General features: G+C 48.3%; 15 protein-coding genes. 3 read left to right on the forward strand and 12 right to left on the reverse strand.

Features of this window, described 5'->3' with window-relative positions; genetic code table 11:
* Nucleotides 1-185: 185 nt before the first annotated feature.
* From TSUB_RS23250 to TSUB_RS23275, 6 genes are all read right to left on the reverse strand, one after another.
* The gene (locus TSUB_RS23250) at nucleotides 186-3,566 is read right to left on the reverse strand and encodes a GH36-type glycosyl hydrolase domain-containing protein (protein ID WP_087019613.1); all 3,381 of its coding nucleotides are present in this window, start codon (nucleotides 3,564-3,566) and stop codon (nucleotides 186-188) included.
* Between the two features lie 41 nt (nucleotides 3,567-3,607).
* Nucleotides 3,608-4,726: an ABC transporter ATP-binding protein gene (locus TSUB_RS23255; RefSeq protein WP_087019610.1), complete on the reverse strand. Its 1,119-nt coding sequence runs from the start codon at nucleotides 4,724-4,726 to the stop codon at nucleotides 3,608-3,610.
* A gap of 421 nt (nucleotides 4,727-5,147) precedes the next feature.
* Entirely contained in the window at nucleotides 5,148-8,558 is a 3,411-nt protein-coding gene (locus TSUB_RS23260) for a carbohydrate binding domain-containing protein (protein ID WP_087019607.1), read from the reverse strand.
* Nucleotides 8,559-8,668: 110 nt separating this feature from the next.
* A complete protein-coding gene (locus TSUB_RS23265; RefSeq protein WP_087019604.1) occupies nucleotides 8,669-10,330 on the reverse strand; it encodes a sulfatase family protein in 1,662 nt (553 codons plus the stop codon).
* A 51-nt stretch (nucleotides 10,331-10,381) separates the two neighbouring features.
* Nucleotides 10,382-12,766 carry a beta-glucosidase BglX gene (gene bglX, locus TSUB_RS23270; RefSeq protein WP_087019601.1) on the reverse strand — a complete coding sequence of 795 codons (2,385 nt, stop codon included), beginning with the start codon at nucleotides 12,764-12,766 and terminating at the stop codon, nucleotides 10,382-10,384.
* 330 nt (nucleotides 12,767-13,096) lie between these two features.
* A complete protein-coding gene (locus TSUB_RS23275) occupies nucleotides 13,097-13,723 on the reverse strand; it encodes a 3'-5' exonuclease (RefSeq protein ID WP_087019598.1) in 627 nt (208 codons plus the stop codon).
* 564 nt (nucleotides 13,724-14,287) lie between these two features.
* Here TSUB_RS23275 and TSUB_RS23280 point away from each other — a divergent pair.
* Nucleotides 14,288-15,820 carry a helix-turn-helix domain-containing protein gene (locus TSUB_RS23280; protein ID WP_087019595.1) on the forward strand — a complete coding sequence of 511 codons (1,533 nt, stop codon included), beginning with the start codon at nucleotides 14,288-14,290 and terminating at the stop codon, nucleotides 15,818-15,820.
* Between the two features lie 35 nt (nucleotides 15,821-15,855).
* On the forward strand, nucleotides 15,856-16,401 hold the full coding sequence (locus TSUB_RS23285; RefSeq protein ID WP_281422947.1) for an NYN domain-containing protein: 546 nt from the start codon (nucleotides 15,856-15,858) through the stop codon (nucleotides 16,399-16,401).
* Nucleotides 16,402-16,901: 500 nt separating this feature from the next.
* Here the strand turns inward: TSUB_RS23285 and TSUB_RS23290 are convergent, their stop codons facing one another.
* The 6 genes from TSUB_RS23290 to TSUB_RS23315 all read right to left on the reverse strand — a co-directional run bounded on the left by TSUB_RS23290 (nucleotide 16,902) and on the right by TSUB_RS23315 (nucleotide 21,798).
* Nucleotides 16,902-17,648: an RluA family pseudouridine synthase gene (locus tag TSUB_RS23290; RefSeq protein WP_087019591.1), complete on the reverse strand. Its 747-nt coding sequence runs from the start codon at nucleotides 17,646-17,648 to the stop codon at nucleotides 16,902-16,904.
* A gap of 67 nt (nucleotides 17,649-17,715) precedes the next feature.
* On the reverse strand, nucleotides 17,716-18,054 hold the full coding sequence (locus TSUB_RS23295) for a cytosolic protein (RefSeq protein WP_087019588.1): 339 nt from the start codon (nucleotides 18,052-18,054) through the stop codon (nucleotides 17,716-17,718).
* Nucleotides 18,055-18,391: 337 nt separating this feature from the next.
* Complete coding sequence (locus TSUB_RS23300; protein ID WP_087019584.1) at nucleotides 18,392-18,787, reverse strand: VOC family protein; 396 nt, start codon at nucleotides 18,785-18,787, stop codon at nucleotides 18,392-18,394.
* Between the two features lie 148 nt (nucleotides 18,788-18,935).
* Nucleotides 18,936-19,313: a hypothetical protein gene (locus TSUB_RS23305; protein WP_087019581.1), complete on the reverse strand. Its 378-nt coding sequence runs from the start codon at nucleotides 19,311-19,313 to the stop codon at nucleotides 18,936-18,938.
* A gap of 133 nt (nucleotides 19,314-19,446) precedes the next feature.
* Nucleotides 19,447-19,926, reverse strand: coding sequence for a hypothetical protein (locus tag TSUB_RS23310; RefSeq protein WP_087019578.1), 480 nt, complete (start codon nucleotides 19,924-19,926; stop codon nucleotides 19,447-19,449).
* Nucleotides 19,927-21,798 (reverse strand): hypothetical protein, encoded by a 1,872-nt coding sequence (locus TSUB_RS23315; protein WP_087019576.1) that lies wholly within the window; start codon nucleotides 21,796-21,798, stop codon nucleotides 19,927-19,929.
* 589 nt (nucleotides 21,799-22,387) lie between these two features.
* Between TSUB_RS23315 and TSUB_RS23320 the strand changes: the two genes are divergently transcribed.
* A complete protein-coding gene (locus TSUB_RS23320; protein WP_087019573.1) occupies nucleotides 22,388-23,356 on the forward strand; it encodes an AAA family ATPase in 969 nt (322 codons plus the stop codon).
* Nucleotides 23,357-23,372 lie beyond the last annotated feature (16 nt).

The following is a 23,372-nucleotide window of genomic DNA, read 5'->3' on the forward strand; positions in this document are numbered from 1 at the left end:
ATTTCTTATTAATTCCACTGCATTCCCTGCAATTACGTAAAAACAGGAAATCATTGCGGGTCAGTATAGAGGATTAGGTAAAACGTTTCTATCTCATCGTCAGACAAGAATCTGACAGACCCCACAAATCACGCCACTTGCCGGAAGACTGCACGCTTGCGATGTTCACAAGCGTGCAGAGTTACTTACAGCCAGACAACAATGTGGTTAGATTCTGCAACCAAGTTTGCATCCAATACCGCTTTCTCGACCAGTGCGCCACCAGTACGATATGCATTCTCAGTCACTGCAAACTCAACCTCATTTCCGTTAATCGTCATACGCTTAGGTGTATGTGCACCCTGCTCAGGACGAATCTCAAAACGGCATGGTTTACCGTGAACCGCAAAATCGAGTGTTGACGTACCCAGCGATGTTGCCAGTACTGGGTCCACAACCAGCGCTTCGTTATCAAAACGCAAGCCAAACACACTGCTGATCACTTGGTTAATGTAGATGCCAGGGCCACTCGAGTAGATACGCCAGCCACCTTTCACGGCTACCTCACCTTGCTTCAACTTGTCGAAGTCACGGTACGCTTCATAGCGATCGTTGAACTTGCCATCCGAACTTGAGAAGTAGGCGTTCGATTGGCGAATCTCTGCATTCGGTACACATTCCTGAATGCCAAGTGGGACGATTTTGTACAAGTTTTCAAGTACTTGATCCGCTTTACCCATCTTACAAAGCGCTTCAATGAAGCGGATATGAGCGTGGCAATATTGCAGACCGACTTCACGACCGAGGTTGGCAGCCAGCTCAGCACGCTTGAAGTAGCTTTGCTTACCGCCATTGTATTCGGCCATTTTTTCCATCAATCGCACGCCATCAGGGTGAACCAAGTTCTCCTCAATGATCGCCATGTGGCTCTCTGCCATCTCTTTGTTAAACGTTTCGGAGATGATAGAGCGAGAGGCTGGCAGTAAACGGTATTTAATGCCGGTTTTTTCATCGGATGGGTGCAGAAGGTATTCAACCTGCTCAACATCTTTGTTCGCTAAGTGAATGAAACCAGCAATGACACCATCTTTAATCAGTAACTTGTGGTAATCCGCTTCCATATTGGTCGCAAGCTCGGTGATTTGCGAAACAAAAGGCGCAAAACGAGGCTCACCTTGAAGGGCATTCGCCATGGTTTTCAGCGATTGCAGGGTCAGCGGGATTGTCCAACCACTCACCATGTTCTCACGCAGGGCTTGGTTTGCAGGCTGTAGCGTGTCATCCCAGTCACCATCGCCATAGCAAGAGAGCGACGTCCCCGGAATCAGGTTATCGATGATGTGCTTGATCTGGCGTTCAACGTGCGCAAATACGGTATAGCTCTCTGACGTGAACGCGAAGCCATCTTCAATGCTGGTGTAAGGGACTTCAATATCCAATACGCTCAGATCGCCCGTTGCCGTCAAGTAATCCGCAATCGCTTTCAATGGCCAAACAACGATGTCGCCGTGGCAGTCTTCTTGCTGGATTTTTGCGTACTTATCGAACATGAACCACTGCGGCCACGTACCGGTTTCAATGTGCTGGTGGCTATAGATGGTTTTCAGGAGATCCACCACACGATCATAACGCTGCATCGACATAAAGAGTTCAAATGGACCTTGCGACACATCACGCGTCCCCCATGCGGCACCAGAGTACTGCTCTAGGCCATGTGGCGTGGCATAGTGCACTAAGGCGTTATGCGTGAACCATTGCATGGTTTCGTTCAGCTTCTGTGCGTTGTAAGCGTCGTTTTCAAAACTCACATTGAAGTGATTTGTAAGCGCACTTTGCCCTTTGTGGTAGAGGTTTACTTCTGTGTCAAAATCAATTTTCTGCGCTTTTTGAGCCACAGTTTCGTCAATGACACCTGTCATGGTGAGGCTGGCTTTCTTGGCAATCGAACCCGTAAACATCAGGTAACGTGGCTTATCTCCCGCCTGTACCATAGACACTTCAGCTAGCGCGCTATCTGCCAGTAGCGAGTAATGCAGTGTTGGGTAAGACTCCGTCATGAGTGAGAAATCACCACGCACGGTCAGGTGTTCACCATCACGCTCAACAGACACCAGCGCATCACGCTCGTTGTTGCCCATCAGCAGTTGGTTTGTCACCACGACGTCCAGTGTTGGCAGATTTTCGGTTTCGATATCCAACTGAACGGTGGCAACATCGTTGGCACTGAAGCTGGTTACCTTGATCATGCCGCCGTTGTATTTGTAGAACCAACGCGAGAAGTTCAGCCCCGTTTCAAAAGCAGAAGGCATGGTTAGAACGCGGAAATCATCGCCCTCTTTCACCCAAATGCGCTGACCACTAAAACGGAACAGGTTCAGAGACGTGCGATCAACACCCAGAAGCTTGTTGAACGAGGTATTGCCAACCACAACGTGCGAGTTGAACACGCCATACATGCCGTGGGTTGAGCTCATCACACCATTCACAAAGTTCTGGTTATTGCCCGATGAGATCATGTGTCCCGTTGAACGCTCCAGTAAACGCTCTTTCTCTGCCAAGGTCACGTAGCGGCTATCTGAGTTCTCTTCTCCGTAGAAGAAAGAAAGCAGTTGCTCACCGTCTTTTTCTGCAAAGCGGCGTGTTTCACCAAACAGCGCAGTGACATCGTCATCGCTCAGGCTCTCACCTAGCAATACATTCTCGGCGTTCAAGAAAAACGCGGGAAGGCGTTGCTCGCTCGCGATTGCCATCTCAGGGGCGACATAAGCGGCTTGAAGTGGCGCATTATCCGCGGCTTCTGTGACGTTTGAACCCGCTAAGTTATCCGCAAAGTGAATGTAGAAAACAGCATCTGAGCTTTGGCCTGCGGTCAACGTTTGCGTTTCAGTTTGTAGGGCAACATAACCCATCTCGAATTGGAAACGCTCATTGGCTAGGTTAGGTTGCGACAATACCGCTGGCGTTGGGTCAAATCGGAAATCTTTGCCAAAGAACTGGTAGCCATCGGTAGAGAAGCCCACCACTTTGTCCGTTAAAGTACCCACCTGAGTACATGGGTTACCCGTGCTTTGCGGCAAGTTTTGACGAGAGCAGACGACATAGCCCGTTTCTTCCGTGTTGAAAACTTGATGATCAAGATACTGGCTGACGTAGCACTCGTTACTCTTCACGCCACCTTCATCCGCAAGGGCAAGGTCTTGACCAAACACGAGGTCATAACTGAAGTCGTTGTCGATCAGGTTTTCAACTTTAGTGGTGTAGTAAACGGCATTCAGATCTGCCGCTAGGCTGATCATCACCGTTGCACGGAATGCGTGGGTTTCTGTCACCCAACCAACCTGACCCGCTTCATTGCGGAAAGTGCGCAAGTTGTCGTTAAAAGAGATTAGCGGAGTAAATGCGATACCTTCACTACTCTTGGTACGCAAGTAGACGTTTGACAATGCATATTCAAACTCACTTGGCTCGTAGAGGTTCACCATTACAGAGTTTGCGCGGATGCTCTGTAATACGTTGTTTTCAGAAAATGCCAGCGTCAAGTGACCGTTGGACACGTGATGATATGAATCGGAAATAGAGTGAATCATGTTAAAAATACAACCTGTTAAAATTCTAAAATATGAACGTATTAGCAAGTAGGAAGCGAAATATTGAGTCCCGTTTCCTTGTCAAAGATATGGCATTTATCCATATTGAAACTGATTTGATGCTCACTGTTTCGACGCAGTGGCGATTCAGGATTAACCCGCTTACAGATCAGCGAGTAACCGTGGAAGTTGAGATGAACAAAGGCTTCGGGTCCCATCTCTTCCACCTCAGTAATGGTGGCATCGAGACCCGTTTGCTCATCAAGAATATCGATATGTTCTGGGCGCAGACCAAATGCAATCGGCTTACCTACATAGTTGACCAAACCCGCCTGCATGCTCGCCGGCAATGCGACGCGATGCTTACCCAGTACCACCGCCAGTTCACCGTTATCGTTTTGGCTTAACATGCCTTCCATGATGTTCATGTTTGGCGAACCAATAAACTCGGCAACAAAACGATTGGCGGGTTTGTGGTACAGATTCAGCGGCGTATCGACCTGCATGATTTCACCTTTGTTCATCACACAGATACGGTCTCCCATCGTCATGGCTTCCACTTGATCATGGGTGACATACACCATAGTGGCAGGACGGCCATCGGCTTTAAGCTGCTCATGAAGACGGCTAATACGCATACGCATCGACACACGTAGCTTGGCATCAAGGTTTGATAGCGGCTCATCGAAAAGAAACACTTCAGGTTTGCGGACCATGGCACGGCCAAGCGCGACACGCTGGCACTGACCGCCCGACATTTGACCCGGCTTGCGATCGAGCAAATCGGTAATCTCAAGGAGCTCGGCGGCTTCGTTGACACGACGCTCAATGACATCTTTGGGTTTCTTGCGCGTTTCAAGACCAAATGCCAAGTTTTGGCGCACCGTCATATGTGGGTAAAGGGCGTAGTTCTGAAACACCATCGCGATACCGCGATCTTTGGGTGCCGCGTCATTACAGAGTTTGTCACCAATGTGCAGTTCACCACTTGAAATACTTTCTAGCCCGGCAATCATGCGTAGCGTAGTAGACTTGGCACAGCCCGATGGGCCAACCAGCACCATGAACTCACCTTCCTTGATGTCCAGACAGAAATCACGGACAGCATGGAAACCATTCTTGTAGACTTTATTGATATTTTGCAGCTTGACCTGAGCCATACACCGTACTCTTCGCTAAAATATGTGCTTATTGAAACGTTTCTACGCATAGTAAGAATCAACCCCATATTCGTCAACCGAGCATATCTGTTTATGTACTTTGGTCACACTTTTTAGGCATACATTCCACTAAGGTGTGAGCTAAATCCACTATCTATTATCGAATTTCAGTGCAGATGCCGCGTTATTTGTCCATCTTTCACGTCGAAATCACGCGAAAGGCACCCCAGAATAGTGCCCAACCCTTTGATATAGCAGATTTGTAGCATTTCCACCTCGACAGTAAAACCAAATAGAAACGTTTCTTTAACCAATCGAGTAACTGATTGAAATAGCGCGATTTTGTCGCGCTATCTGACACAACGAAAAAGAGCCGCACGTGGCGGCTCTTTAACATTCAACATCACGGTCGTACCCGGCGCTAACAGCCCGTAATACCGCCATCGCAATGATTGATATCGAACAGTTGTTGCTTATACAAACGCACATCATCCAACACGACATACTGAGGCGCAATGTCGCCAGACAGCTGATCCATCAACAGCCACAAACGGAAACGGCTCTCTCCAGGGCGCTTTCGCATCGTAAAGGTGATTTCGTCCGGTGATTGATCATCAATAAAGGTCACGTCACACCAGTCTTGAAAACTGTTGCCTGTGCGGCAAGTGTGATGGTAGGTATCCTCGCCATAGATAAAATGCACCGCAAACTTTGCCCCAGCCAAGGCTCTGTCACCCACTCGCATCTTGAAGATGTAACGGGTGCCATCAGGATCATCCGCGATATCAAAGTCATAGCGGGCTTCGGCCTGAGATTCACCGCCAGAGGTGGTCATTTTCAGCGATTGCATGCCTTCAATAACCTCATCCACTGCCGACGTAATCATCGCACCGCCACTCAACTGCCAATGACTCTCACCACTTTCAAAATCACCGTTCACGACATGCTGTGACGCGCCAATACGCTGTAAGCTGGTGTTATCCACTACCACACGGGTCGATGTATCACCCTCGACCACATACTCTATGTGCAGATAGTCCTTACCCGCTGGTTTCTGCGTTCGCACAGACAGATATCGACCTTCGCCAACACGGTCATGATAGTCACTGACCGCGGTATCACTGCTCTGGAAATGACGACTCAGCGTCTCTGGACCTCGCTGTCCATTCGCAGACCAACTCACCCGCAAATAGCCAGCGCCCGCCGATTCAGGCCGCACATAGCCGCCAACGATGAACTCTGTCCCGTCGGCATCGACATCCAATTTCACCGCTTGATGTAAGCTGCCTTCGGCACCGTTTGGCGATAAGCGTGCTGCTTGTCCCTTCAGTCCTGATACCATGCTTACTTCAACGTCTGATTCCACCCAACCTCGGGTATCGGTTATGAAATTGGGATTTTCAAATCGCCCGCTGCCGTTTTCGAGTAAACCAACCACATCATCGAGCCATACCCATTCATCCGTTGGATCGCTAATCTCAAACTCACTGAACTGTGTGTCGGTTGGCAAGGTGTAAGGCGAAAGCTGATAGCCGAAGACATCACGTTCACCATCCGCACGGATCCCGGTAACTAAACGGGGCGTTATCGCCGAGAAAGTGACCACCTGATGACCCTGTGTGTTCTGTGCCACCATCACGTCAGGGAGGTAAAACGCATTTCGAAACTGCTGTGTCACACCGGGCTGAATCGACTCTGCAAGTCCTACACCGCCGAACCAAAAATCAGCAATACCTATTCCATCAATCTCATACTCAGGGTGATCCATCGACCAGCGCGATAACATCTCAATGTCTTTGTAGCCATTACTTTGCATCAACTGACGGCGACCATCGCGATACGCGTGATACCCCCCAACAACCGCATCCAGCTTACCCAGTTGCCCGAAACCCAATACCGCAGGGAAATGGATAAAATTACCAGGGTGGTCTGACGGTCCATCATTGTAGTAATTGCCGTTTGAATCCGGATTGAAGGGGTTATTGCCAGCAGAGAACGCGGCAAGATACGGGAAACCTTCATCATCCGTCACAGACTGCGTCAACGCATAGTAGTTGTGGCTCATCGTTGACCAGCCTGAATCTGAGAAGTGATGATCCAAGATTAACGGCGCACCCATGACGATAAAGGCGGCGTTGTCAGCACGAATCACCGGCTCGCCGTTAAGGTAATCGTCGTAACGAAAGTCTTCGCGATGATAGGTAAAGTTGGCATAGTTCGAGGTGGCATTCGGGTCTTGTGCCGCAGCCAGTTCACCGAATAGCCAAGTCTCGTTCGTCATTAGATGATTCATACGTTTAGGGCCAAAATCATCCGACTCCCATGTAATCCGCTGCTCGGCACGAACTACGTCTCCCGAGCGCTGAATCACTTGCTGTAAGTAGCTAAGATATTGCTGAATATTGGCGTTGTCTGGGTACATCTCGGCGGCCTTATACGCCGCAGGCAAGAACTTCATACTGATGTAGACCTGCATTTGCGGACTACTTAGGTTTGGCATTCCAGATCCGCCCCCTTCATAGTTACGCACAAAGTGCCCATCGACACTTTTCACGCCACCTAATCCATCTGGGTGCAACCCCGCATGACGCTGCATCAGCAACTCAATCAAGGGCTCGATTTCAGGGTCGGGATTCACTTGGTCGGCAATCATCAACAGGTACATTGCCCAGCCGACATTATCGGCGATAGGCAGCGTATTGGGATTGTTGTTTTGCAACTTACGGATCAAAAACCCTTCAGGGGCATCACTGTTTCCGGTGATGTCAGAGGCAATTAACCCCTTAATCGCCTTCACATAGTGAGACAGCTCTTGCGCCATCCACGCCTCAAACCCTAAGCGTTGATCGCCATTCTCGCGCATTTGATACGGCGCACCATCACTGAACAACAAGCTGCCATCAGCCGTCAGTGAAAAGCTCTGCCATTCGCCCTCTGCCAAGCTATAGCGCTGAGGCGTAAGGTTGCCATTTTGGCGTAACTTATCGACCGCCACATGAGACAGACCTGTGTTGCCTTCTACCGCTTGGGCGATATACAGACCTGCGGCACTTTGTTGACCATAAATGCGGCTAAATGCCACCCCTTCTATCCCCGTTGCGCTATAAACACGGCTGGCATTATTGGTACCGACGCGATGGCGATAGATGCCCGATTCGGTAGCGAAATAGAAGGTTTCCGCCTCCGTATCTAGGGCGATATCGACCACCTGTTCAGGGAGGGCAATGCGCGTCTTACTCACGTTGTCGTTTTGCGCATAAACCGCATTTCTATCTGCCTCAATGCGATAAACACCATCTTGTGCGCCGACATAGAGCTGCGATTTGTAGTAGTGCATCCCGAGCTTGCCATCACCAAGCGATAGACGATCAAAGACGCTGAGGGTTTCCGTATTGGTGTTATACGCCAAAATCGCATCATCACCGCTTTCCCCATCACACACCGCCAAATAGAGGAAGCGGCCAGATGGGGTAAAGGTCATCGCACAAAGGGCATGCTCATGGTTGAGTGCCATATCAGGAAGCAAAGCCACGATGTCACTGCCACTGATCTTATGTTGCAGTGTTTGGCGAATGTCGCGAATTTCAATGTCTAACTGCTGGGTATCCGCCAGTGCGTAGCTGCCTGCTAACTTAGCGCTTGCAACACGCGACACCTCGCCAAGGTTCGTTTGCCAATCACTGAGTGTGACATCCGCTTTTGGCCAATCGCCAGAAGGCGGTGGCGCACCATCGCCACTGCCACTGGAACCACATCCCGCGAGGAATACCGTGGTGATCGCAGTCGCAAGGAGACACTTTTTTATTGAGAAATGTTGTAGGGGTAATTGCATCTGTTTCAGACCTCTTAACGGACAGATTTTATTGGATAAAACGGCAAAGGCGCTGCTCATATATACTCAAGTGATCACGCGATAAGAAGCACGGTAATCACTCAACATATTTATTGAAAACTCTCGGGAAACAGCGATTCCAAAGAGGGGTTAGGCACACGCTCTAACGGCGCGTCTCGCCATGTTTCAATCGGGGCGACTCGGTATTCTTGTTGTAATGCGGCTAAGCGCGCTCTGAGCCTTGCCACCTCTTGGTGATACTGGGGATCGTTGATCGCATTATGCATTTCAGAGGGATCGGTCTCCAAATCATAAAACTCCCAGTCATCGCCCGGGTTGTAGAAGTGGATCAGTTTATAACGACCATCAAACACACCATAATGTCGCGCCACATCGTGGAAACCCGGATACTCGTAGTAGTGGTAGTAAAGGGCATCTCGCCAACCGTCTGTCGACGCGGCTTTCCCTTCTATTGAGGCGTCATGTGGTTCCGCTTCGGTTAGCAATGGTAAAAGAGAGCGACCATGTATCGCCTCTGGCACTGCCATACCCGCCAACTGTAAGAAAGTTGGGGCGTAATCGATATTTTGCACCAAGGCATCCACCTCGGTACCCGGCGCAATGACACCCGGTAGCTGCATCACTAGCGGGGTGGAGAAAGACTCTTCATACATGAAGCGTTTGTCATAAAAGCCATGCTCCCCCAAGAAGAACCCTTGGTCCGAGGTATAAACCACCAAGGTGTTTTCCAGCAGATCCGCCTCTTCAAGATAATCCAACACGGCACCGACACTTTCATCCACCGCCACTATGGTCGCGAGATAATCTTGCATGTAGCGTTGGTACTTCCACTCTGCCATCTCCACATCGCTCCACGCCGCTTCATTGGCATTCATATAGTCATTGCGATCACGATAGGCCGCATCCCATGCCTCACGCTGCTCGTCAGTAAGACGCGCCAATAGATGCGGCCAGATGTCTTCGCGCCATTCGTCTTCGCCTTTCGCCACCGTCATTTTTAGATCGTGCCCTTCTTGGGTGTGATGGGCGATAGTCATCGACTGATTGGCGGCGGCTTTTCGCCCCGCATAGCTGTCGTGGAAATTGTCGGGAAGTGGGAAGACTACCTCTTCGAACAATTGGGTATGACGTGGCGCAGGCATCCAATTGCGATGCGGCGCTTTATGGTGCATCAGCAGCGCAAAGGGTTTCGATTTGTCGCGGGTCTCGTCTAACCAAGTTAAGGTCTTCTCGGTGATCAGATCCGTGGTATACCCCATCTCCATCGTCACCCCATCGGGCGTGATAAAGTCAGGGTTATAGTACTCACCTTGATCATTCAAAATATCCCAGTGATCGAACTCAAACCCATTCGGGATACGGTTAATGTGCCATTTCCCGATCATCGCGGTGGTATAGCCATTGCGTTGTAACGTATTCGGCCAGTTTGGCTGTGTACCATCAAAGACTTGGCCATTGAACATAAAGCCATTCTCATGACCAAATTTACCCGTTAGCATCGCCGCGCGGCTCGGGCCACAGAGTGAATTCGTGACATAAGAGCGAGTAAACAGCGCACCATTTTGGGCGATGCGGTCGATGTTCGGTGTCGGCGCGAGTTGAGAGATAGGATGACCATAGGCACTCAGCGCTTGCACGGCGTGATCATCAGACATGATGTAAAGAATGTTCGGTTGCGTCGCCTCGGCGTGAACAAAGCCAGAAGTCAGAACTAAGCCACTCAATACACGGGCTAAAAACGTTGGTTTCATGGTGTTTCCTTAAACGGCAAAGCCCGCTATTAAAGCGGGCTGTAGAAAGGATTAATCGATGAGCGTGAAGGTGGCTTTTTGCACCTGATCGGACGCGGTGCCGATAAAGAGATCAAACTCGCCTGCTTCGGTTCCCCAACGCATCCCCGCGCGGTAAAACGCTAAGTCTTCTGGGGTTAAGGTGAAGCTAATTGTCTTCGACTCTCCCGATTCAAAGTGCACTTTCTGGAAACCTTTCAACTCTTTCACTGGACGTGTTATCGACCCCACATGTTGGCGGGTGTAGAGCTGAATCACTTCTTCTCCGGCGTAATCGCCCACATTGCTGACATTGACACTGACGTGAAGTTCGCCGTCTGGTGTTAATGTCTCGCTGCTCAGCGTTAACTCACCATAATGGAACTCGGTGTAGCTCAGCCCATGCCCAAAGGCATACAGTGGCGTGTTCGGTGAATCATCATAACGCGACTTATAGTGCTCTTGGCGCTGATTCGGGTTATTCGCATCAAACGGGCGACCGGTATTTTTCTGGTTGTAGAAAATTGGCACCTGACCCACTGAGCGTGGGAAGGTCATCGGAAGCTTGCCCGATGGCGAGTAGTCACCAGAAAGCACATCGGCAATCGCGTGACCGCCCATGGTGCCCGGATACCAAGCGTGCAAAATGGCATCGACGTTTTCATCCGCCCAACGCAGATCGTTAGGGCGACCACTCATCACTACCAATACCATTGGCTTACCAAGCTTCTTAAGCTCTTCCATCACCGCTTGTTGGTTGCCCGGCAAAGTCAGTTCAACACGGCTCGATGCTTCGCCTGACATGCGCTGCTCTTCACCCATGACCATCACAATCACATCGGACTTTTTCGCCGCTGAAATCGCCCGCTTCATGTCACGGGCCAATGAACGGTGCCCTTCTTCAATCCTTGGCACACCAATGCCTTGCGACGCTTCGATGGTCGCCTTGTCATTGATATACGCGTACGTTGCCCCTTGGGCATAGTTGATTTTCACATCACGGCCAAAGCGCGCTTTCAACCCTTCAAGCACAGTGACAGGTTGATCTTTACGATCGCCCGCCGCCGCCCAGTTGCCAATCATGTCAAACTTGCTATCAGCCAATGGACCAATCAAGGCAATGCTATCAATCTCATCCTGTTTTAACGGCAGGGTTTGATTATCGTTTTTCAGTAGTACGAATGACTTACGCGCAACATCGCGTGCCGCTTCGAGATTGTCCGCATTCAAGATCTCGCGAGCCGCACGCGCTTCATCATTGTATCGATAAGGGTCTTCAAACAAGCCAAGACGCCACTTCATTTCCAAAATGGTGCGAACTGACTGATCGATCTTTTCTTCGCTGACTTTACCTTCCGCAACAAGTTCTGCCAGATACCCCGTGTAGAGCTGCCCGACCATGTCCATGTCCGCCCCTGCATTGAAGGCGATTTCAGCGGCATGTTTATCGTCGCGAGCATAGCCATGCGGCACCAACTCATTGATCGCGGTGTAATCCGTCACCACGAAGCCTTCAAAGCCCCACTGATCACGCAACACATCCGTCAGTAGGAACTGACTGCCTGTCGCAGGCACACCATTCAAGTCATTGAAAGCTGTCATGAAAGTGGCCACACCCGCATCAACCATGGCTTTAAACGGAGGCATTTGTGTTGTCCACAGTTCGTGCTCCGAGACATCCGTCGTGTGGTAATCACGTCCGGCTTGCGCCAAGCCATAGCCGACAAAGTGCTTTGCGGTCGCCATCACGGTATCAGTCGCAGCCAGATCATCACCTTGGAAACCTTCCACACGGGCCACTGCCATCGCGGTAGATAAGAACACATCTTCCCCCGCCGATTCAGACACACGCCCCCAACGCGGGTCACGCACTAAATCCGCCATCGGCGCGAATGTCCACATAATGCCATCGGCCGCTGCCTCTTTTGCGGCAACTTGCGCACTGAGTTTAGCCGCTTCCAGATCCCAGGTTGCTGCTTCACCGATGGATTGCGGGAAGATGGTTTTATGACCATGAATAATGTCATGACCCACAATCAAAGGAATCCCCAGTCGGGTCTCTTCGACGGCTAATTTCTGTAGTGCACGACCAAAATCTGCACCATACGCGTTGAAGATAGCCCCAACCTGACCGCTGCGGATCTGCGCTTCATATTCATCATTAATGAAAGGCCCCGTCACATTGCGAAAACCACTCTGTAAATCGAGTTGACCAATCTTCTCTTTCAGCGTCATCTTGGCGATTAAGCCATCAATGAACGCGTCCATCTCTGCTTTATTGTCTTGCCAATGGGTTTGCGATACTGGCGCAGGTGTGCGCTCAACATTTATCGTATCTCGGAACATAGTTGCTGCCGTTGCTGGTAGTGATAAGGAAATGCCCAACGCGATGGCGCTTGGCAGAAGCTTTTTATTCATCGGAGAAAACCGCCCTTCAGTTTTGCGAATGACCGAGCCCTTTCGAGCTGGAGGTATTATTTATCCAACACCAGCATTTTGTCGAAACAATTCGACAAACCAAGATCACTAAATGGCAATTTAAATCGTCGAAAAAACCGCTATTGGGAGAGATATGTGATGATGTATAGAAATGAGGTATGAATAATTGACCTACTCATACCTTAAAGATGTGAATCGTTTTAAATGGCAATTGAAAACCACACCGCCATTTCAAAACCTACGCCGCCTTTTCGAAACCGCAGAAGCCATTTAAAAAACCGCAAAAGCAATGCAGACCTGAAGTAGGGGTTATTTGTTGATGCTCGCCAACATCACGGCCACTTTGGCTTTCGGGGTTTTGGCTATCTTCTTCATCAAAGCGAAGTCAGGATTTTGAATACCATGCTCTGTAGCCAGTTTTTGCAGATGCACGAGCCACAAAGAGGCCGTCACTTCGGCATCAGCTAACGCGCGGTGAAACACGCCATCGTTTTCAATATGATGATACCGCACCAGATCACCCAACTTGTGTGACGAGACTTCTTGAGTCAAACGACGAGAAACGAGCAGCGAACATGCAAACTCCCCCGTATAATCACGCCCCACCGCCGCGAGCTCTGCATCAAGGAAACGTTGATCAAACGAGGCATTGTGCGCCACCAAATTACTGCCTTGAATGAAGTCTGCAAATGCATCCATCACAACCGCGCACGGCTCCGCATCCACCAGCATGGCATTGGTGATACCTGTATACCCTTCAATAAAACTGCTGACACGAAACCCGGGATTCATCAAACGTTGAAAGCGATCAACCACCTCACCGCCTTGCAACTTCACCGCACCAATTTCGATCGCCCTATCCCCTTGGTTTGGCGAAAGCCCAGTGGTTTCGAAGTCGAGGACAATAACAGAGTCAGCTGGATGAGTGTGTAGCACAGTGGTTTCCCATTGAAGTGTTCAGATAGCCACGCAAGCGCCCACCCGAACCGAGTTAATTGCAGAGCAAGGAGTGTAACGGATTTGTGCGATAACGCCTATTGCGAATCTGGGAAGATGGTTTGCGGGTAGGTTTGGTTTGTCAAAGCTAAATCATTCATGCCCCGCAACGTGTTGTGAACCAAAATACGAACATAAATTTTCAGTTACCTTTGACATGCAAAAAGTAATGAGTAGCAAAAGGTAAGACTTGGACCCAGCCATTTGTTCCTTATGATCAAAATAAGCTATTTATAGGCTCTTCATAACTAACAGTTACAGTTTTACGTATATCTACAATCCTATAATAATCTTGGAGCCACGTTCTAGGGAACTTTGCTTGCCTCTGGTGAAATTTCTCCGTTTTTTAAGCTAGAAAACAACCTAAATCACACAAATTAATTTTATTTAAAATAGCCTATTTATAAGCTTTTTATAAGTTAATTATATCTTTACTAAAGCTTGAAGTAATTTGCTTCTTATGTAAAAGTCTAAATAAAACAAGACGTTACAATGGTGTGGATTATGACAAACAAAGAACAGTTAAAGAATAAAGCCAATGCAGTTGAAAAGAAGATAGGCGACATAGATAAAAATGTTAGAAAAATTAATAAGTTAGCCCTTAAACAAGCGCTTAACCAGACGCTGAATACCTATGGATTAGAGGGTATGTTGTTTCCTCTAATGTTGCAGGATTGCAGACACCCTTTTACACAGGAGGTTATGTTACTTGCAGATGAGTACGGGTTTAAACAGTCTCAGATAGCTGAACTATGTGGTGTTTCCCAACCGATTGTCTCTGGCTGGAAAAATGGGGAGGGTAGAGTATCCCATGATCATATTGAGAAGCTAACTCGAAGACTCTCTGCAAGGGCTCCGGGCAATGAGTTTTATGTCTTCGACATAGCGAGTTCCGCTGAGCACGTTCTTTGTGAAGATTGGGAAATTAAAATGCTGGCTAAAAATTTGAGGATAGACGCCAGTCAGTTAAAGCAGCATCTATGGGAAAACATTCAACAAAAGGTTAGAGAAGAGTTTGAGCAAAGAGATCAAGAGATAAAAGGGCAGCTCGAACAGATCAATGGCTTTATATCAGAGCTAGAAACTCTAACCCCACGGGTAGAACAAGAGGCAGAAGAAAACCAACGCGAAGAAGAGCGGTACGCGTCTGATGTTGAGACACTGCTCACCAGTAAGCCTGAATACGCTGCACTAGATGAAGATAGCAAGCAGATTCTATTTGAACGCCAACTGGAGCCGGTGAAGCTGACGAATAGATACAGTAAACATCTCGCACGGTTAAATAGACAGGTATCATCATTTTTTGTTCAAGATCAAATCGAGATATCAATAGACGATTTGAGGCAGAAACGGAACGAAAAAACTAAAGAGCTAGAGTTATTTCAACAAGAAGCCAAACAAAAAGAAGCTGATACCCTTAAGGAAAAAAGCCCGCTTAATAAGTACCAGCATGATGAAAATTCTCTGATTATATCAAAGGACGTTCTCGACTTTACCGTTGGCGTGGATGAAATAGAAAGCTTAAGCTCTCGCCTATTCGAACAAAAGCATTGTTATCAGTTCTCTATACCCGTTAGAAACTCGAATTACTGGGGAAGTGAACTTAAGACAAGAAGTGTCGATGCCAGCTTTACTGAATTATTTAGCCAATATGCGAAAGACCTTAAATTTAGCTATGTTGAAGAAAGGGTTCAGGTTTGCGGGAAATTCTTATTTAATCATCGGAAAGTCCCTAATAATGAAAATTTATGCGAATTTTCTCAGGGGGAGCACCAGCCGATTTGTGCCTCTGGTGAGCATAAAGATTTTGGTTCAACATTTGATTTATTCCGTTTGCACTCAAACAAACTTGCTTTAGTCGAAGGGAGATTCGACCGCCACAATGAAAGATGCTTCTATAAGCTAACTCACTTTACTCACCTAGATGATCTCATAGCACATTTAGAGCCGAAAATTGACAAGTCGGCAGTGGAAGAGTGGACCACAGAGTTAATGAAAATGGGCTACACATTAAACACTGTGCGCATGATTTACTAAAGGATTAGAGCATCGACAAAAATCTGAATTTCGCGATTCTCGTTGACGGAGAAAACGCACACCCTAAAAAGTACGATGAGGTGCTCAATGAAGTGAGCAGTAAAGGTAGCATTGCAATCAAATGGGTTTATGCCAATTGGACATTGCCGAATCATAAAGGCTGGAAAGAGATCATGTTGGAAACGGGGTCTGCTCCCAAGCAGCAGTTTCACATTGCCAAAGATGCAGCTGATCATGCACTGATTATGGATGCCATAGAGCTTATTTGCACCAACGACCGGATTAACGCCTTCTGTATAGTGAGTAGCGATGGAGGGTTTGCTGGGCTTGCTCATCGAATTCGCGAGAAAGGTTTGCATGTTATGGCTATCGGTCGCTCAAATACCCCTGTTCACTTCAGAAATGCCTGCCATGATTTTATTTATGTGGAAAACCTCGCTCAGGATAACAGTGAGGAGAGTTTCAACGACGGATATGAAGACTCGGCATTAGATGAACTGCTGCTCAAAGCTTTTGGGCAATTGTGTGGAGATGAAAGCAGTGTTTACCTTGGTGACTTAGGAGCAATTTCGCTTTTCTGATTCAAAAGGGGCAAGAATTTTACTTCACTAAAAGTGACCTCACCAACGCAAATTGGTGGGACAAAATTACAGAAGGGACCGAAGTAACTTTTAACAGAACCTTGCGCCAGCAAGGGAAGTCGCCGACTGTTACAAATGTTAAGGTCAGTATGCATAGATCCAGGCTGGCCATTAGATTACGAGGCTCTAAAAGCCATTAGCTCAAGCTTTGAGGCCTTATTTTGTGACCATTTTTACAGCATATAAGATTCTGGTAAATCTTACATTCTACCTGCACATGACTAAAAAACTGACAAGTGTCGTGTTTCCCTCCTAGATGATGGGAATGCTAACGGTAAAGGGTTAGTGAATTTGGTGTGCTATTTGTAGGCAACTCGCGTGATTTGGAATAGAAAAACTATCTGAAAGAGAAGGGGCTTTATCTCGTCGTAACACGGAAATGTCCAAAATCACAGAAACACGTACCCCACCTCCCTCAACCAAGCGACTCACCCTATCCCTTAAAATGGATTTGGGCTATGACCATGGATGGGCGCGCCTGTGGTGGGGTGCGTAAAGTAAATATCGCTGGCATGGAGCATTAAGTGCTGTGAGGCATTGTTTACGCCAAGGCTATTGTTTAGTTCTGGGTTGTTATAGAGATCGCAACCCACAATAGGATGGCCGAATTCAAGGCTATGGATTCGCAGTTGATGGGTTCGGCCGGTAATGGGGGTGTATTGGACTAGCGTTCTCAGTGGGTTATCCAAACGGCGGATGACCTGATACTCACTGATGGCACTTTTCCCCGTTGTGTGGCAAATCTTTACGCGGGGGAACAAGGCGCGATCTTTCGCAATAGGCGCAGATATTTGGCCACTGTCAGTCTCAACCCACCCGGCTAACATCGCGAGGTATCGCTTTTGTACTTTCCGCGCTTGAAACTGTTTATTCAGATGCTTAGAAGCGTCGCTATGTAGTCCCACCACCATCACACCAGACGTCCAGAGATCGAGCCGATGTGGCAGCTTTGCCTCAACAAAAGCAGGTGTCGCTTTAGTCGATTGAGTCGCACCTTGACCATTAACCAAACGGTAATGCACCGAATCCCAGTTCAGCGGGTTTTTACCCGATAAACTCAACAAACCACTCGGCTTATTAATCAATAAAATATCATCGTCTTGATAAAGGATCTCTACCCTCGCCTGACACACTGGTGCCACAAAATTATCAATGATGTCACTCGTCGACGCGTCAGATTGAGACATTTAGGAAGCCTGATACAAAAAAGAAAGACGGCTAAGTTAGCCACAAGGTGTTGCCTTAAACCCTCATTCAGCCCATTCGGGTAATAAAGGTTTGCTCATCATCCACAAACGCCACAAACCCATCATGATAGATAAACACCCGACCACGACCTTCTACTAGACAGGCTAACAGTGGCGGCAAATCTTCATCATGGTCCTCACGTTGAAACGTGCCGACATCGGTGATGACGCCGCTGAGAGAGGGTAAAACTCCAAAGGTGCGTCTGGCTTGATCAATCAGGCTCAATTCGCTGGTAGTAGAAAAACACGCGGGGATGGTACCAGCTTCTTCGATAAATAGCGTTTTCAGTTCTTCGAATGCGGTGATCACTAACCAGTCGATGCCGTTAACATGATGGATAAACATAGGGTATCTCGGTAATGCGGAAGTGGCGATTTTATCACTATCAGGGGAAAACGCAGTAGAGAATTCGTGGTTAACGTTGCCATACCGCGAGCCTGCTAAGCGTGTGCAGCATGGCGCTTATTGCTAACGACTCAACCGTAAACTCACGCAAGACTAGGCGAGAATACGCCCTAATCCAGCAATAGACGCGCCCCTAACATGGCATCGCGCGTTGCTCATAGCAAGAAGGGGTCTCTGCCCAGCGCCGGTTCAGTGCAAAACAAGCAGGCACAAGAATGTCCAATTGCCCATGCTCTCTCTTTTTGAGCATTGACGAAAGCAGCTCAGGCTACGTCTGTTACGCGTTCACGAAAGGCTTAAATTCCTCTGATACCTCTCGATTCGAGTAGATGTAAACGGCATTGCCAATCGGGTCAAGTACAGAGAATCCACGATCGCCCCACGGGTGATCTTCAAGTGGCATCGCGATCGGTAATCCAGCCTCCGTCAAGCGCATATATTCTGCATCAACATCGTCGACTTCAAAGTTGAGCATCACGCCCGTACCGCTGAAGGTCGCCATGTTACCTTGAGGCTGGATAAAACACACCTCAGGGCCGTCGCCATCAATTTTTAATACCACGTACCAACCGCAGTCAAATACAGCTTTTGCGGCAAAATGCTGAATATAAAAGTCACGACAAGCATCAACTTCACTGGTGCAAAAGCAAGTCGATAAGTGATTGGTTTTCATTGTGGGATTCCTTTGTTCAAGACCTGATATTCAAGGCGTGTTGCTCAAACCCGTGTTGCTCAAACTCCGCCATTTGTTTAAGCAACACGCTGATCAGAAACGCTTTGGCGCGTTAATGCACAAGTGCCAACACGGCCGCTATCTCACACTATTGCGCTTTAATGCGAAAAGAGATGCCTTTCTTATATTTTTGCTGGTCGTCGACAAAACCTGCAAACCATCGAGAGGATTGAAACGCCACAGAAACTTGTGGTTTTTCGCTGGCCGCGCAATGAATTTCTTCGTAGTCATCCGCAAGGCAGGGCTTTTTCTCTGCGACATAGTTGTCGGCATTTAATACGATGTGTTGAGGCTGGCCAGTAAGATCACATTCGAAACGAATGCTGCCTTCAAATTGGTCGAAATGAAATGTCAGTACATCAACGCCATCTTCATTGGGTCCAACAGAAAACTCACTGCCTTCATTTTCTAGAATGATATCTTCAAATTGATATTTCTTATTGGATGCTTTGCTCACATTATTCATAGTTATCCTTACCATCTAATTGTTCTAAAAGTCTTTTTTGTCCTCGCATATGCTAATACTGTGGTTTACCACAGCAACTCAATAGGCACAAGGTTGCTTATTGGGGATTTTTAACTCACGCATTCGAGACATTTCAAAATGAGGCAAGGGAGACTTTATAGTGTCGATGAGAGGTAATATTTTCAGCGGAAGAGAAGTTAATTCTGGGGCTCGTTAAGGTATCTGAAGCGAGATGTACCGTCACCGTTTCAGCAATAAAGGCGCGAGAAAACAGCTCACCTTGGCATTGGTGCAAGGTTATTTTTCCGCGTTGGAACGTGGCACGCTCAAAGGTGATGGCGGCATTGGCTAAACTCAACGCGCCTTTGTGGTAATGCTTGGCACTTTTGTTCGCAAACAGCAGCGCTTGAAGCTGCTTGGCTGCGCCAAGCTCTTCTTCATATCGCTCTGCCACGATTTGAAAATGGGGTTGATACTGGTTGTCATCCCGCAAGACATATTTGGTCTGTCTCACCCCTTCCACAACAACAGACACCTGCCGAGCATCCACTCGGCAGGCAATCATTAACATGACAACAAGCCACACACTCAGTGGCCAAGATGGCGTTGTCATTTACAGCTCGCAAGTCACCTTGGCACCCTCCGCATAACCACACCACACAACTTGATTGAGGCGGGCTTCATTCAGGGTCATCTCGCCATTCGGGGCTGCCGGAGAAGCCTGCAAAAATTGGCTCACGAAGGCATCCTCATTTTCTTTGTAGTAGTTACCTATGTACTGAAAATGCTCAGGATTCTCTGTTCGCATACCATTCTGAACCCAATCTAAGTCATGGCCACAGACTGGCATATTCATCACTTTTGAAAGCTCAGCGCTGTATGCGCCCACTTCACAAACATAGCCATCAACGTTCAGGTTCCAAACGCGGCGATCAATGCCTTTGTTCACATCATAAAACGCATGCAGATTGACATAGCGCTTGGTGTTATCAGCCTCAATGATCAATGGCACCGCGTTACCGTCAGTGGCGTTGAGGTGACGTTTCAAGTTCACCACAAACTGGTTCATGTCATTGATCTCCGCAACAGTGTCCACGTTTTCATCCCAATTGATCGCTTCCAAAATCGACACGCTCTGGACTACTGCTTCTTTGGCGGTAGCGAGATACTTAGGATCGGTTCGTAGCTTAAACAGCTGCGTGTTATTTATCATGCTAACAGGATCGGCGCTGGCAAGGGTGTATTCCCCTTCATAGCCGATGGTCTGGCTGGCTTGGATTAGATTGAGATGACGGTCTGCCCACACACCCAACACAGGTAACGCATTTAAGGTGATGGTTTGTGGCAATACGTATTCTTCGTCATCAAAATTATAGGCCGCCATCACACTCAATTGATTGGCTAGCTGCAGTGCCGTTGCACGCACCATCAATGACGCTTGATAATCGAAGCCTCCTAACAGCTCATACGGTAGTGTGTAACTGTCATTTGGCATTGCCGCCCCTAAACGCGCAGAGGCGTCAATGAGCATTTTGGCCGCTTCATGAAGCAGGGCTGCCAGCTCATCACTGGTGCCATTAATCGCGGTAAAATCGAAGGTGGCGTTCGGGTTAAATGTACTATCGAGTAACTTTGGCAGGGTGCTACTGTATTCGAAATGGGTGCCTTCCACGTCAATGTGGTTAGCAATCGCTGGAGTGTTGACGATTTCGATTACATCCAGTAGCGCAAGCAGCGTCTGACGGTGATAGCCGTTACTGCCATCGTTTCGTTCTAGATCGTTACGGATCGCCCCCAGTTCGGACTCCAAATCATAGTCAGCCAGAATTCCAGCATCCATATCGGACAAGAGCGTGATAACGTCCTTAACCGCATCGCTATCGTATTGCTTAGTAAGCAACTCGACGGCCTCTTGTGGCGTCACTATTCGCGCATCGTCTAGTAACTCTCCTTGGAGATCGGCGACTTTCTTAAGCGCTTCGCGATACGCTTGGTCATTCAGCGTTAACAAGTCGTCCTGAATGGTCTCGCCATCAGTTTGAGATACGTCGATCCCATTTTTAAAATCACCATCGGCATCCACCGATTGCAATAACGCACTTAGCCGAGCGGTATAACTGGCATCAGCGCTCGATGAACGTGTCAACGATTTGGTCGCCGACACTGGCTTCAGCGCTTGGGTATTGATAACACTGTTTTGTTGAGTGACCGCATCCACTTGACCCAACGTAAAGCCATCGAGGTCAAAGGTACACGATGCGCCATCATCAACGGTAAACTCGCCTTTGGCATTGGTGACGCCTTTTCCGTCCGCGCCGCTACACTGATAGTTGACGCCTTCTACTGTCGCGGCATCAACCAATACCGCGGTCACTTTTTTCGCTTTAGGTGCTAGTGTTGGCGCTGTTGTGCCACTGTCAGAGCCGCTGCCACAACCAACAAGGGCCGCTGCGACTGAAAACGCCAATAACTGTTTAGTAAACATCCGAATATCCTTTCGCTGTAATTAGTGATGAACTTTTTAAAGCCAAAAACCCTGGCATTCCCTTTGTTTATTAGATTGTGTTTAAGGGTTATCACGTCGCCGTTTTAATGATTGTTATGTTTAGACGGTCGCCGCTGAGTTCAATGCCACGCGCTGTCTGGTATGCAGCACGCTTTAATGAAGCTCAAACGGCAACGATTATGACTGCGAACTCAATTAAACGGTGTCAGCTTATCAATGACATTTGCAAGAAAATGTAGGTGAGAATAAGAAAGTGTAATCTCGCGAGGAACGACTCATTGCCCCAATGTGTTCAATACCACGCCATGTTCCCCCCCATTTCCTTTCCAATTACCCTCCATTCGCGCACCCTGCAATGCTTATTCATTAAGACAGGAAATCTCTTAAAGTCATCCATTCACAGCATCATTAACCCAAGCAATGAGAGTGAGAAGGTATTCACAGAAACGCCTTTCACTCGATCAATCCATGCCTAAAACTTGCTATTCTCGCCGCAATAAAAACGTTTCGATCAATTTTCAATTCGCTGTCGATGCACTATCGAAACCGCAAGATATTGAGGCCCAACATGCAGAACAATCCTTTGGTCACGACATTTCAGTCGCTTAATCACTACCTTCAATCACAAGTTATTGGTCAGCATGATCTCGTTAAACAGCTTTTAATCGCGCTGTTAGCCGATGGCCATATCTTGGTAGAGGGGCCTCCGGGCCTCGCGAAGACACGGGCAGTAAAAACCTTGGCTGATTGCATCGAAGGGGACTTTCACCGCTTACAGTTCACCCCAGATCTGCTCCCTGCGGACTTAACGGGCACCGATATCTATCGTCCAGAAACAGGGCAGTTTGATTTCCAAAAAGGGCCGGTCTTTAACTCACTCATTCTTGCCGATGAGATCAACCGCGCCCCTGCAAAAGTGCAATCTGCCATGCTGGAAGCCATGGCCGAAAAGCAAATTACCGTGGGTAAAACAACCTATCCGTTACCGGCACTCTTTCTGGTAATGGCAACACAGAACCCGATCGAACAAGAAGGAACATACCCACTGCCAGAAGCGCAGCTCGATCGTTTTCTATTACAGCTGCAAGTGGTTTATCCCGATAGTGACAGCGAGCTCGCCATCTTGCGTCTTAACCGTGGGGAAGCGCTCGGCCACTGTGGGCAAGATGCCGTCCATCTCTCGCAAGAGGCGATTTTTACTGCGCGTAATGAAGTGCTTTCTCTGCACATGGCGGAAGACGTCGAGCAATACATCATCCGTTTGGTGATGGCGACACGCTCGCCGAAACGTTACAGCGATGAACTGGATGCATGGTTGCAGATGGGTGTTAGCCCTCGCGCGACCTTGGCCTTAGATCGCTGCGCGCGTGCCCATGCTTGGCTTGATGGCAGAGATTTTGTCACGCCTGATGACGTGATGACCATGGCCTATCCCGTCTTACGTCATCGCTTACTGCGCAGTTATGAAGCGCAAGCTGAAGGGATCAGTAACGACAACATCATCGATAAGCTTCTCAATCTGGTCACTAGCGCTTAGCCCCTTTTGCAGAGAC

The sequence above is a fragment of the Thaumasiovibrio subtropicus genome, from assembly GCF_019703835.1.
GTDB classification, from domain to species: Bacteria; Pseudomonadota; Gammaproteobacteria; order Enterobacterales; family Vibrionaceae; genus Thaumasiovibrio; species Thaumasiovibrio subtropicus.